Source organism: Nonomuraea sp. WAC 01424, assembly GCF_003947315.1.
Lineage (GTDB): Bacteria > Actinomycetota > Actinomycetes > Streptosporangiales > Streptosporangiaceae > Nonomuraea > Nonomuraea spiralis.
Genome location: NZ_QHHZ01000019.1, coordinates 207,188 through 219,557 on the forward strand (window position 1 = coordinate 207,188; position 12,370 = coordinate 219,557).

The 12,370-nt window shown below is 70.1% G+C and carries 11 protein-coding genes; 5 read left to right on the forward strand and 6 right to left on the reverse strand.

Features of this window, described 5'->3' with window-relative positions; genetic code table 11:
• Window positions 1–162 precede the first annotated feature (162 nt).
• Window positions 163–846: a helix-turn-helix domain-containing protein gene (locus tag DMB42_RS42510; RefSeq protein WP_260478267.1), complete on the forward strand. Its 684-nt coding sequence runs from the start codon at window positions 163–165 to the stop codon at window positions 844–846.
• 257 nt (window positions 847–1,103) lie between these two features.
• Here DMB42_RS42510 and DMB42_RS42515 read toward each other — a convergent pair whose 3' ends face one another.
• Both DMB42_RS42515 and DMB42_RS42520 read right to left on the reverse strand, forming a co-directional pair.
• Window positions 1,104–2,573, reverse strand: coding sequence for an endo-1,4-beta-xylanase (locus DMB42_RS42515; RefSeq protein ID WP_221762598.1), 1,470 nt, complete (start codon window positions 2,571–2,573; stop codon window positions 1,104–1,106).
• A 408-nt stretch (window positions 2,574–2,981) separates the two neighbouring features.
• Window positions 2,982–3,305 carry a hypothetical protein gene (locus tag DMB42_RS42520; protein ID WP_125645049.1) on the reverse strand — a complete coding sequence of 108 codons (324 nt, stop codon included), beginning with the start codon at window positions 3,303–3,305 and terminating at the stop codon, window positions 2,982–2,984.
• Between the two features lie 380 nt (window positions 3,306–3,685).
• On the opposite strand from DMB42_RS42520, the gene DMB42_RS42525 reads away from it, so the two are divergent.
• From DMB42_RS42525 to DMB42_RS55530, 4 genes are all read left to right on the forward strand, one after another.
• Window positions 3,686–4,381: a glutamine amidotransferase-related protein gene (locus DMB42_RS42525; protein ID WP_125645050.1), complete on the forward strand. Its 696-nt coding sequence runs from the start codon at window positions 3,686–3,688 to the stop codon at window positions 4,379–4,381.
• On the forward strand, window positions 4,378–5,331 hold the full coding sequence (locus tag DMB42_RS42530; RefSeq protein WP_125645052.1) for a LysR family transcriptional regulator: 954 nt from the start codon (window positions 4,378–4,380) through the stop codon (window positions 5,329–5,331). Before DMB42_RS42525 ends, DMB42_RS42530 begins: the two co-directional genes overlap by 4 nt.
• A 277-nt stretch (window positions 5,332–5,608) precedes the next feature.
• Complete coding sequence (locus DMB42_RS42535) at window positions 5,609–7,033, forward strand: amidase (protein ID WP_125645054.1); 1,425 nt, start codon at window positions 5,609–5,611, stop codon at window positions 7,031–7,033.
• A gap of 303 nt (window positions 7,034–7,336) precedes the next feature.
• Complete coding sequence (locus tag DMB42_RS55530) at window positions 7,337–7,534, forward strand: zinc-binding dehydrogenase (protein ID WP_260478268.1); 198 nt, start codon at window positions 7,337–7,339, stop codon at window positions 7,532–7,534.
• Between the two features lie 101 nt (window positions 7,535–7,635).
• Here the strand turns inward: DMB42_RS55530 and DMB42_RS42545 are convergent, their stop codons facing one another.
• Genes DMB42_RS42545 through DMB42_RS42560 form a run of 4 tightly spaced genes read right to left on the reverse strand, consistent with a single transcriptional unit; the run spans window position 7,636 to window position 12,050 of the window.
• Complete coding sequence (locus DMB42_RS42545; protein ID WP_125645056.1) at window positions 7,636–8,256, reverse strand: response regulator transcription factor; 621 nt, start codon at window positions 8,254–8,256, stop codon at window positions 7,636–7,638.
• Window positions 8,253–9,461 carry a sensor histidine kinase gene (locus DMB42_RS42550; RefSeq protein ID WP_125645058.1) on the reverse strand — a complete coding sequence of 403 codons (1,209 nt, stop codon included), beginning with the start codon at window positions 9,459–9,461 and terminating at the stop codon, window positions 8,253–8,255. Before DMB42_RS42550 ends, DMB42_RS42545 begins: the two co-directional genes overlap by 4 nt.
• Before the next feature lie 7 nt (window positions 9,462–9,468).
• Window positions 9,469–11,298, reverse strand: a complete 1,830-nt coding sequence (locus DMB42_RS42555) for a hypothetical protein (protein WP_125645060.1) — start codon at window positions 11,296–11,298, stop codon at window positions 9,469–9,471.
• Window positions 11,283–12,050 (reverse strand): ABC transporter ATP-binding protein, encoded by a 768-nt coding sequence (locus DMB42_RS42560; RefSeq protein WP_125645062.1) that lies wholly within the window; start codon window positions 12,048–12,050, stop codon window positions 11,283–11,285. Before DMB42_RS42560 ends, DMB42_RS42555 begins: the two co-directional genes overlap by 16 nt.
• Window positions 12,051–12,370 lie beyond the last annotated feature (320 nt).

A 12,370-nucleotide genomic window follows, 5' to 3' on the forward strand; every position in this document is an offset into this window, starting at 1 on the left:
GTACGTGTTCATCACAATCAAAAAGCTACGTTGCTTTCAAGAATTCTGTCAATCAATCGATGTACATATGTGCAGCTGAAGGTGGATGTATTGATGCGTTGACGGTGAAGATGAATGCAATGAAACGTTGCACTGAATGGCGTCGAACGCAATAGTGGTGTCATGCCAGAAGGAAGGTTGACCCTGCGGGAGCGGCAGCGCATCGCGACCGGCCTCGCCGAAGGCCGCTCCTACGCCGAGATCGCCAGGCGCCTGGAGCGTCCGACCTCGACGATCAGCCGTGAGGTCGGCCGCAACGGCGGACCCGGTGACTACCGCCCCGAGCGGGCGCACCAGGCGACAGCGCGGCGGGCGCGGCGCGGCACCCCGGCCCGTTCGCCCGAGGCCGAACCCCAGGAGCGCAAGATCTTGGAGGTGGAAGAGGGAGCCGTCGAGATGGCGGTCGGGATGGGCCTGCCGAAGATGGTGGCGCGCGTACTCATCGGCCTGTGGGTGAGCGAGGACGGCAGGCTCACCGCGACCGAGTTGTCGCGCGGACTGAACGTCAGTCCGGCCTCGATCTCCATGGCGGTGGGCTACCTGACCCGACAGGGGCTGATCAGGCGCGAACGTGATCCGCGGCGGCGGCGCGACATCTACGTGGTCGACGACGACGCCTGGTACCACTCGACGATGATCAGCGCGCGGCAGACGCTCGCGGCCGCGGAGATCACGAAGGCGGCAGGGCAGACGCTCGGGCTCGACACGCCCGTGGGCCGCCGCCTGGCCAGGGGCGGTGCGTTCCTGGAGCGGATCAGCCTGGACGCCCTGGCGTCGGCCGCACGCTGGCGCGACCTCCCGCCGTGATCAGACCTGGGCAACATGCCTGACCCGCCGACCTGTATGGCGTGGCTGGGCTGCCGGGCAGACGCGGGTCTGCCGGTGGCAGGGCTGCGGCTCGCGCCTCCCTGGCCCACTCCCTGACGTCCGACGGGGAGTTGACCGGGAGGCGCTCACCTGTGTTCACCGACCGTGGCGGGGTGAGCGCCGGGACGTCTTCCCCGAGCTGTGGTCCGCCCGCACCGCCATGTGACCGGCCGCCGGATCACCGGCTGAGGGTGGGTTCAGGGCTGGCGGGGCACGCCCGACAGGCGCCACACCTGAGTGGGCGGCGTCGTGGAGGACAAGTACTGCGCCTGCTCGACCGGGGCCCAGTTCGCCGTGCTTCCCCCCTTCACGGCCACGCTCTTGTAGCTGTGCGTGGGCATGAGCCGGTAGTCCTGGGCTCCGACCTCTCCGACCGGACGCAGCTCGAACTGTTGCTCGGGCTTTCCGGCGACACAGGCGCGCCCCGAGACGGCCGCACCGGCCGCGGTGCTCGCGCCGTCGACGGTGAGGCACTTGCCGCCGCTCGTGATGGTGTAGATCTTGGTCGCTACGCGCTGGAAGGTGAACTTCTGGTCCTGACCGTTGGTGCAGGAGGACTGGACGAGCCGCCTGCCGTCAGCCGGCATGGTGAGGCACTGGCCTGAATGCAGCGCTGTGACCGTGCCCGCGAAGTCCCGATCGGCGAGGACGGACTGGACCTTGGCGTAGGCGGGCTTCTTCTGGAGACTCCGGTCGAGGAGGTCGGCGTCTCCCCAGCCCGGGACCCCGCTGTCCACCCATGAGTACTTGTCGGTGAAGCCCCACACGGTGAGCGATACGCATCGGGAGACGCCGACACAGGCCGCGGCGGCCCGCCGATAGGTCTCGGCCTGAGCGGCGAGCTTGTCGGCGTCGGACGGCAGCTTCACGCGGATGTCCAACTCGGTGACGGCCACGTCGACGCCGAGGCCCGCGAAGAGCTTCAGGGTGTCCTGGAGCTGGGTCAGGGGCAATGCGGCGGGGATGGGATCCTTGATCAGGGTGTGCGTCTGGAAGCCGACCCCGTCGATGGGCACGCCTTGGGCTCGCAGGTCGCGGACCAGTTTGTACAGGCCGTCACGCTTGGGGGTGGCCCACTCGGCGTCGAAGTCGTTGATGTAGAGCTTGGCCGAGGGGTCGGCCTCACGTGCCCAGCGGAACGCGTCGGCGATGTAACCGCTGCCCAGCCGCTGCAGCCAGATGCTCTGCCGGAGGGTGCCGTCATCGTTCAACGCTTCGTTGACGACGTCCCATACGGCAACACGACCGGCGTAGCGCTTCACGGTCTTCTGGATGTGCTGCTTCAGGGCGTCGCGGAGCTCGTCGGTGGAGAGCGTTCCATCGGTGACCCAGGTGGGGAGCGACTTGTGCCACACCAGTGTGTGACCGCGCACCATCTGGTTGTTCTGCGTGGCGAGGTCGACGATCGCGTCGGCCTTCCCCCAAGTTTCCTGGCCTCGCGTGGCCTCCAGATTGGCCCATTTCATGGCGTTCTCGGGCGTCACACTGTTGAACTCGTACTTGAGCTTGTCCTGGTAGCCCGAGTCCTTCTCCAGCGCCGAGGAGCTGACGGACGCGCCGATCCGAAAGCCTCGCGCAGCCGCGAGTGTCCGCAATGTGATCTCGGCCGAGGCGGCCGGCCCGGGTGCGCCGAGAATCAGTGCGGGCGCGGCCAGCCCGATCCCCACGGTCAGAGCGGTTGTTCGCCTGGCGAGCCGTGTGACCCTGTGCATGATGACCCCCGTCTTTGCCCGTTAACGCGGAGACAACGTAACGCATTGATGATCTTCATGGTGAAATCCGCATGGATCACGCACTACGAGCGCACGGCGGTGCGCGGTTCCGGCGGCCCCTCCCGCTGCACCGACGAGCGAGCCACTTGCTGTCCATGCACCTCGGCAAGGCCATCACCGAGCCGTGCGGCGCCGCTGGGTGAGCCTGCTGATGGACGTCGCCGACGGGGGCCGGTCTCCCGGATGCGGTGGCCGGGAAGTGGCGGTCCAGGATGTCGGCCCACTCAGGCAGGGTGACGAACCTGTCGTGGTCGTGGAATCGGCCGGCCTGGACGGCGACCAGTTCGGCGAATGGCGCAGTTGTCAGCTCGCCGCCCATCGCCCGGTTCGCAGACCGGCTGCGACCGAGCGCTCGTGCTCGTCGGTCCATTCCACCTCGGGGTCGGTTTCCAGCAGATCGAGCACTACGGACGCGATCGCCAGTGCGGGCTCCGACCATTCGGCGGGCTCGGGTGCTTCGAACGGATTGGCCTGGAACCGCTGGGAGATGATTTCCGGGTTGCTGGGTGTCATCAGGATCAGCCCGCGCAATGTGGCGACGGCCAGGCGGGCCACTGTCTCGAAGGTGATGCCGGCGCGCGGACGCAGGCCGATCGATCTCGCCACCCAGGAGTAGGCGGTTGCCACGTCCGCGACCATCGAGCGTTCCGACTCGGTGAGAGATCGCTGGACCTCGGCGCGCAGGTCGCTGTCGGGCAGGCTGCGGAACGTGGCCTGCAGCGCGAGATAGGTGCGCCAGGCCGATGACCGGTGGAAGATCGCGAACTCGCCGAGCGCGCCTTCCCGCAGTACCTCTCCGGCCAGTGCGCGGCGCAGACCTGGTGTGCGGGCTCATCCCTCCATCGTCCCGAAAAGGGTTTCAATCTCCAGCGGAAGGGTTTCGGGATGGATGTCAGTTTTCGAAGTCGTGTAGCGAGGCTTCCCGCCGAGCTGGATATGAGCGATTGCTCATGGCGCACGCATGGTCTGGTATGGGTGCTCAGACCGGAACATCACATAGTGAGGCCATGGACCGATCTCTGCGCGTCGCGGTCATTGGCGACCGCGATCCAGCTTTTCCCCCGCACGTGGCTACCGACGACGCGCTGCGGCACGCCGCCGCGCACCTCGGCATCGGGGTGGACGTCCGCTGGCTGGCCACCGAACCGCTCGAATCCGACCTGGCCGAGGTCAAGGCCGCCGACGTGTTGTGGTGCGCGCCAGGCAGCCCGTACCGAAGCATGCGCGGCGCACTGGCCGCACTTCGTCACGGCCGCGAGCACAGCCTCCCCACCTTGGGTACGTGCGGCGGCTGCCAGCACATGGTCATCGAGTACGCCCGCCACGTGCTCGGCTACGAGGACGCACAGCACGCGGAGTACGACCCATACGCCTCCACCCTCTTCGTGTCGGAACTGGCCTGCTCGCTGGCCGGCAAGACCATGCCCGTCACCCTGATCCCCGGTACCCGGGTGGCCGCACTGTACGGACGGACCGAGGTCGAAGAGGAGTACTACTGCAACTTCGGTCTCGACCCCAGCCGGCAGAAGACCCTGCACGACGGTGGCTTCTCAGTCACAGGAGTGGACGGTGATGGCGAGGCCCGGGTGCTGGAGATTCCCGGCCACCCCTACTACGTGGCCACACTGTTCGTGCCGCAAGCCCGCTCGCGTCCCGGGGCCCCGCACCCGCTGGTCGTCGGCCTGCTGCGCGCGGCGCTATGACCTTCACCCAGCTGAAGATCCTGCAGGCGGTCGCACGGACCGGCAGCATGACCCGGGCCGCCGAGGAACTGTCCACCACACAGTCTGCCGTCAGCCACGCTCTGCGCGCGCTGGAGAGCGAGCTCGGGGTCGCGCTGCTGGTGCGGGGCAACCAGGGGGTGAGCCTGACGGCGGCCGGACGTGCCGTGTGCCGTCGCGCCACGCTCATCCTCACCCAGGTGGAAGCGCTGGAGCAGGAGGTGGCCGCAGTCCAGAAGCATGAGCGTGGCAGCCTACGCGTCGGTGTCATCCCCAGCGCCAACGTCCGGCTGCTGCCGCCGATCCTGCGGCGGTTCGGCGAGACCTACCCGCAGGTGCGGCTCACGGTGATGGAGGGCTCGGACGGCGAGGTGCTGGAGTGGCTCGAAACGGGAGCGGCGGATATCGCGACTGTGTCAGCCGGGGTGGCGCGCGCACGGGCCACCCCGGCCTCGCTCCCCGCAGGGTTGACGGCGCGACCGCTTGCCACCGACCGCATGCTGGCCGTCCTGCCCAGCGGTCACGAACTGGGCGTCCGCGACTCGATACCGGTGGTCGAACTGTCCCGGCATCCGTTCATCATGTCCGCGGGCGGCTGTGAGCCTCTGATCACGACACTCGCGCGAGCGGCGGGGGCGAGCCTGAACTGCCACTACCGGGTGCGCGACACCAGCAGCATTCTCGCCATGGTCGCCGAGGGGCTCGGGGTGAGCATCGTCCCCGAACTGTCGCTGCCCGCCCATCGCCCGGGCGTGCACGCGATCCCGCTGGACCCGGCTGCCGAGCGCACCATCCTTCTCGCCCTGCCCGCCGACCCGCTCCCGACGGCCACCGCCTTCGCCGAATTGGCTCTTGCCCTCACACCCCAACCCAGCTGCGCTGAAGGGACAGGTCCCGGCAGGGAATTCGCGGGCCACGATTCCGTCGTATGAGCCGGAGGCGACCGTCTTGCGCATGCTCGCTCGACCCGGGCGTGACCACCCGAACGGGCAAGGCGGCCATGAGGACCCTGTTCCCCTGGCGGAAAACTCGGTGGCCCCTCGGGCCCGTCGCTGCGAGCATGGGCGGTGATGTACCGAGCGTAGGAACACGTCGATCACCGGCAGAGGGGCGGCCCAGGAGCCGTCACCTCCTTGTCGGCAGCTCTCTGACTCTTCCCTCAGACGATCGACGTACGGGCGCCCGAGCGCGCCCGGAGAAGGACTTTCCATGGACATCCATGAGTACGCCAGGTACGACGCCACCGGCCTCCGCGACCTGATCAGGACGGGCGAGGCCGGCGCCGGCGAGGTCGAGACCGCCGCCCGCCAGGCGCTGGCGCAGGTCGACGAGCACGTCAACGGGCTGGCCCTGCCGGTGTTCACGCCGGCGCTCGACCACGCCGCCGACGGGCCCTTCGCGGGGGTGCCGTTCCTCATCAAGGATCACGGGCCGGTGGCCGAAGGGGTGCCGTTCACGCTGGGAAGCCGGGCCTATCCCGGCGTCCTCGCCAGGCGCGACACCGACCTGATGACACGCTTCCGCGCCGCCGGCCTGGTCACGCTGGGCCTGACCGCGGTGCCTGAGCTGTGCGTCAGCTTCACCACCGAGCCCGTGCGCTACGGGCCCGTACGCAACCCCTGGGACCTCGGCCGTACCGCGGGCGGGTCGAGCGGCGGCGCCGCGGCGCTGGTGGTGGCCGGGGCCGTACCGGTCGCGCACGCCAGCGACGGCGCCGGCTCCACCCGGATCCCGGCCGCCTGCTGCGGACTGGTCGGGCTCAAGCTGAGCCGTGGGCGTGGCCCCTGCGGCCCGGAGGCCGGTGAGCTGGTCCTGGGCATGGCGGACGAGTTCGTGCTCACGCGTACGGTCCGCGACGCCGCCCGCCTGCTGGACGCGGTCCACGGGCCGGGGATCGGCGACAAGTACACCGCGCCTCCTCCGCGCGGCCCGTACGCACGGGAGATCGTGACGGACCCGGGCCGGTTGCGGGTCGCGCTGACCACCGCCTCCTGGATGGGCACGGACGTGGACCCGGAGGTCGCCGCGGCGGCGGTCGCGACGGCCCACGTGCTGGAGCAGGCCGGGCACGTCGTCGAGGAGGCGAGCCCGGCGGTCGACCGCGAGGACGCCATGAGAGCGTGGCTGATCGAGGCCGCCGGGGTCGCCTCCCACTGCCTGCTCGCGCCACGGCAGCCCGACGAGGCCAGGATGGAGGCGGTCTCGCGGGAGTTCCTGAAGGCGGCCAGACAGGCCACCGCGCTGGACATGCTGGCCGCCTTCGACGCCCAGAACCGGATCACCCGGTCGGCGGCGGCCTTCTTCACCCGGTACGACCTGCTCGTCACGCCCACCCTGGGCCGCCTCCCGGTGCCGCTCGGCACGTTGCGGTACGACGATCCCGGTCAGACGCTGCGGGGATGGCTGGAGACGTTGTCCGGGTTCGGGCCGTTCACGCAGTTGTTCAACACCACCGGGCAGCCGGCGATCAGCCTGCCGCTGGGGCAGAGCGCGGACGGGCTGCCCGTCGGCGTACAGCTCGCCGCCGCGTACGGGCGTGAGGACGTGCTGTTCCAGGTTGCCGCGTACCTGGAACGGGCGATGCCGTGGCGGGACAGGGTCCCGCCGATCTTCGCGGGCGCCCTGCCGGAGTGATGGGGCGGCGGTCACTCTGAGACCCTCGCAGCCGGTGCGGTAGGCCGTGACGGCTGCGGGGGGTTCATGTAGTCCCGGGGAATCGGCCCGGCGAGAGGTCGTCAGCCAAGGCGTGCGGGTGGTTCGGGTGATGCGGTTCGGTGGTCCGGAGGTGCTGGTTCTGGGAGGGGCTCCGGAACCGGTGGCTGGGGTCGGGCAGGTCGTGGTCGAGGTGACGGCCCGCGGAGGCCGGTTCTCCGTGGATGGCGCGTCCAGCGGCGAGGTCACCCTCATCGACCCCGGGGGGAGGCACGGGTCCAGGGCGTGGAAGTGATCGGCATCGAGCAGCTCTTCGACTTCGGGCCGAACCTGGTGCGGTGGGCGGGGCAGATGATGTCCCAGGCCGCCGCCGGGCTCGTCCGGACGGTCATCGGGCAGACCTTCGTGCTGGAACGCGCCGCCGACGCGCACGCCGCCATCGAAAACCGTACGGCCTTGGGGAAGACGTTGCTGCTGCTCTAACGGCCTCCCTGTAGCCCTGGGTAGGTTTCCACCAGATTTGCCTGACCTGCGATGATGTCCGCCCCTGTGACTGCCGTCTCGGTTCAGCGCCGTGTGGTCGGTTAGCTGAGCAGACCTCGCCGATAACCCTCGCCGACGGCGGCGGCGCGGTCGCGGACGCCGAGTTTGTCGTAGATGTGCAGCAGGTGGGTCTTGATGCTGGCCTCGCTGATGAAGAGCTTGGCGGCTGCCTGGCGGTTGGAGGCTCCGTCGGCGACGAGGGCGAGGACTTGGAGTTCGCGGTCGGTGAGAGCGGGCTTGACCGGTCTGCGTACCTGGCCCATCAGGCGGCCGGCGACGGAGGGGGACAGGACCGGCTCGCCGGCGGCCGCGGCGCGGACGGCACGCAGGAGTTCGTCGGTGGGGGCGTCCTTGAGGAGGTAGCCGGTGGCGCCGGCTTCGATGGCGGGCAAGACGTCGGAGTCGCCGTCGAAGGTGGTCAGGACGAGGGTCTTGATGTCGGGGTGGGAGTGGCGCAGGGCGCTGATGGCGGTGACGCCGTCCATTTCGGGCATGCGCAGGTCCATGAGGACGATGTCGACCTGGAGTGCGACGGCGCGGTCGATGCCTTCGCGACCGTTGGCGGCTTCGCCGGCGACGTGGATGTCGGGTTCGGCTTCGAAGGCGGCGCGCAGGCCGTCGCGGACGATGGGGTGGTCGTCGACGATGAGGAGGCGGATCACCGGGGGTTTCCTTGGAGCGCGGGGACGGTGGCGCTGACGGCGGTGCCCTCGCCGGGCGTGCTCTCGACTTCGAGGGAGCCGCCGACGCCGCGTAGGCGTTGTCTCATGCTGCTGAGGCCGAATCCTCCGCCGGCGGGGTCGAGGATGCCGGTGCCGTCGTCGCGGATGTCGAGCAGGACGACGGGGCCGGTGTAGGAGAGGGTCAGGCCGGCGCGGGTGGCGCCCGCGTGCTTGGCGACGTTGGTGAGGGCTTCCTGGGCGACGCGGAAGAGGGTGACCTCGATGGCGGGACTGAGTGGGACGCGATCGCCGGTGACCTCGACGTGCAAGTCGACGCCGGTGGACTGGGCCCAGCTGCGCGCCAAGGTGGTCATCGCCTCGGGCAGGTGGGCGTCGTCGAGCTGGTGGGGCTGGAGGGCGGCGACGGAACGGCGGGCCTCGGTGAGGCTGTCGCGGGCGAGGTGGAGGTCGAGCGCGACGTGGGTGTCGGAGTCCTCGACGCGCTGGGCGGCGCGCAGCTGGGTGATGATGCCGGTCAGGCCCTGGGCGAGGGTGTCGTGGATCTCGCGGGCCATGCGCTGGCGTTCGTCGAGGATGCCCGCCTCGTGGGCCTGGGTGAGAAGTTGGGCGTGCAGGTCGGCGTTCTCCTCCAGGGCGACCTGCAGGTCGCTGACCGCCTTCCGGTAGGCGCGCTGGCGGTCCTCGATCTTGATTCCGGCGATGGAGCCGCCGCCGATGGCGACGGTCTGCACGGCGATGATCGCCAGGTAGAAGGCGATGAGCTGGATGGTGGCCTGCGACCAGTCGAGCGTCGAGCCGTACAGGACGAAGGAGGTGGCGGCGACGGCGGCGAAGGTCCACCTGGAGGGGGCGAAGTGGGCGGCCAGGAAGAAGCCGGATGTGCAGTAGATGATGAAGATGGGGTCGTGGAAGGCCAGCAGCGCCGCGGTGGCCAGGACGCCGAGGAAGTGCGCGGTGACCGCCACCCGCCGCCCGCGCACGGCGGCGGGCAGGAGGGTGCGGGCGCCGAGGATCCAGGCCAGGGCCAGGGCGGTGAGCGCGAGGGTGCGCGGGATCCCGCCCGTGGGCTGCTCAGGGGAGGCCAGGCTGATGACCAGGGAGGCGGCGAGGGTGAGGTACGGGACGATCTCGACGAGGCGCCCGAAGCGCCGTTCCCAGGCGGAAAGGGGGAAGGGGTCGTTCATCCGGGGCTTACCCTCCTTTTCGCCTGGTAGTCGACGTGGACGAGCCTAGACGCATCGGGATGAGAATGGCGTAGCCGTACATCAGCAGTCCGATCGCGATCATGAAGATGATGGTCGGCCACTGCCAGATCGGCGGGAGGTACAGGGCCAGGAACCAGACGCGCTCCTTGACACCCAGGATCTTCATGACCAGAGGCACCAGACCCTGCGGGAACAGGGGGAGCCAGGCGATGAGGTACGTGATCGTGACGCCGATGCGGTGGCGGGTGGGCAGATCGGCGGTGGTGGGCTTGTCGGGCTCGGTGGGCGGGCCGAACTTCATGAGATTGAGCAGTTCGATCCCGTGGCTCTCCAGCCTGCGGTAGGCGATCTTGCCCAGGCCCCAGGCGGTGAGGACGCCGGTCAGCACGCCGGTGATGACGCCGGCCCAGGGGGCGAGGAGGATGGCTCCGGCCGTGGGCAGGGCGGTGGCGGGGACCGCGAGCAGCACCAGCCAGGCGAGGCTGGTCTCGGCCGTCTCGTCGGCACCGGTGCTGAGCGGGTTGCCGCCGCGCTTGTGCGGGTCGGTGCCGGGGACGAGCGAGGTGACGGCGAGCAGGACGATGACCCCGGCGCCGCCGCCGAGCAGGGCGGGCAGCAGGCCGAGAACCCACGGCCAGGCCCAGGCCAGGCCGCTGATGAGGGTGCCTGCCAGGGAGAGGACGAGCGCGGCCGGGCCGACGATGACCAACCAGGCCAGCTGACGGCCGCGGACGTCGGCGCGTTCGGCGCCGGGGGTCATGAGGGTGAGCCACAGGGCGGTGCCGTCGGAGCCGTACAGGTTGGCCGAGGTGGCGGCTCCCATCACGACCGCGATGAGACCCGCGAACGGGACCATGACCCAGGCGTCGATGGTCACCAGCAGGAGGGGCATGACGACGGCGTAGGACAGGGCGGTGGCCAGGAGCTGGACGCGGACCAGGTCACGCCACCAGACGCGCAGTTCCTTCGCAGCCACGATCCGGGCGCCGTACGCCGCAGGAAGCGGGCGCGGGGTGCCGCGGCGGGGCGGCACCCCGCCCCGCGCGGCCGAGACGACGCGGCGCGCGAGCAGGCCGGACCAGGCGGCCAGGAGGAGAGCGATCACGGCGGCGTTGGCCGCGAGGACGGCCAGGGCGAGGAACCAGGGGGCTTCGATGGCGGCCACGCCCCATCCCGACGGCAGGACGCGGACGAAGAGGTGCGACCACGCGGCGGTATCGGCGCCGCCCAGCGCCGCCACCGGGGCCCAGCCGTTGCCGCACAGGGCGATGGCGGTCCCGGTCACCACGCCGACCGCGGCCGCGGTGGCGCGGGATCGGACGAACAGGCCGATCAGGGCCACGATCACACGGGAGATCATCACCATCGTGACGAGCGTGAGGACCGCTGCCGCCAGGCCGATGAGCACGCCTGCCGGGCCGAAGCGCCAGCCGTACACCGGCAGTGACATCAGGGCGACGAGGTTGACCGCTGGCGCGGGACCGGCGAAGGCTCCGGCGAGCAGTGCCGCCGCGATCCGGCCTGGCGTGGCCGGGAGCATGGAGAAGTACTCGGGACGCAGGGCTTCGCTGCCGCCCCCGATGAAGATGGGGCCGAAGATCCAGCCGGACAGCCAGACGGCCAGCGTGACCGGCAGGTAGACGGGCCACAGGACGGCGACGGCGATCGTTCCGAAGGCCAGGACCAGCCCGAGCGAGACGCCGGTGTAGAGGTTGGAGGCTTTGTCGCCGCGCAGGGAGTTGCGCATGAGCGTCAGCCGCATGCGGATCATGTGCTGGGCCATGGCGGCCGGGCCGGGGGTCAGGAGGTGAGCCATGTCAGCCCCTCCGTTCCGCTGGTGCGGGCGCCGACGAGGTCGACGAAGGCGTCCTCCAGGGTTCCGGCGCCGCGTACGTCGGCCAGCGGCCCGGCGGCCACGACGCGGCCGTCGGAGATGACGCCCACGTGGTCGCAGACCTGCTCGACGAGGGCCATGACATGGCTGGAGATGATCACGGAGCCGCCGCTGCCCGCGAACCTGCGCAGGATGGCCCTGATCGTGGCTGCGGAGACGGGGTCGACGGCCTCGAAGGGCTCGTCCAGGACGAGCAGGCGGGGCGCGTGCAGGAGGGCGATGGCCAGGCCGATCTTCTTGCGCATGCCGGTGGAGTATTCGATGACCAGGGTCTGCTCGGCGGCGTCGAGTTCGAGGACCTGGAGGAGTTCGTCGGTGCGCTCGGCGACGACGGCGGGGGGCATGCCGCGCAGCAGGCCGAGGTAGGTGAGGACTTCGCGGCCGGTGAGTCGTTCCGGCATGGCGTTGCCGTCGGGCAGCACGCCGATCAGTCCCTTCGCCTGCTCGGTGTCCCGCCAGACGTCGACGCCGAAGATCTCGGCGGTGCCGGCGTCGGGGCGGAGCAGGCCGACGGCCATGGCCAGGGTGGTGGTCTTGCCGGCGCCGTTCGGGCCGACCAGGCCGTAGAAGGAGCCGGCGGGGACGGTGAGGTCGATGTCGTCGACGGCCAGGTGGTCGCCGAACGCTTTGCGGAGTCCGGTGGTGCGGAGGGCGGGCTCGCCGTTTGTTGGCATGCTCTGAGCCTCCTGCGGAAGCGGGAGGTGGCGGATCGTCCGTACGGGGAGCGGGGTGGTGGATGCAGACATCAACCGATCGGTTGATGCGGGCAAGCAGCTGCTGGTGGCACCGGACACCCCGCCGGTTGGGTCGCGGGCTGGCAGGCCGGTCACCTTCGCACGGCTGGAGCGAGCGGCCGCAGCTTCCGGACGTGTCCAGCCCTGACCGGCGCGGCAGAGTCCCCAACAAGATCGGACCGGCCCTCCACGGTCCCAGCCCATCAGCGCTTAAGCCTTGGACACGGCCTCACACGGAGGTGATCCGCTCCTCGGCTTCG

Coding starts and splice junctions, on each gene's coding strand:
- DMB42_RS42530 (WP_125645052.1), top strand. CDS start 4,378: ATGACCTTCACCCAGCTGAAGATCCTGCAGGCGGTCGCACGGACCGGC.
- DMB42_RS42510 (WP_260478267.1), top strand. CDS start 163: ATGCCAGAAGGAAGGTTGACCCTGCGGGAGCGGCAGCGCATCGCGACC.
- DMB42_RS42555 (WP_125645060.1), bottom strand. CDS start 11,298: ATGGCTCACCTCCTGACCCCCGGCCCGGCCGCCATGGCCCAGCACATG.
- DMB42_RS42535 (WP_125645054.1), top strand. CDS start 5,609: ATGGACATCCATGAGTACGCCAGGTACGACGCCACCGGCCTCCGCGAC.
- DMB42_RS42560 (WP_125645062.1), bottom strand. CDS start 12,050: ATGCCAACAAACGGCGAGCCCGCCCTCCGCACCACCGGACTCCGCAAA.
- DMB42_RS42550 (WP_125645058.1), bottom strand. CDS start 9,461: ATGAACGACCCCTTCCCCCTTTCCGCCTGGGAACGGCGCTTCGGGCGC.
- DMB42_RS42525 (WP_125645050.1), top strand. CDS start 3,686: ATGGACCGATCTCTGCGCGTCGCGGTCATTGGCGACCGCGATCCAGCT.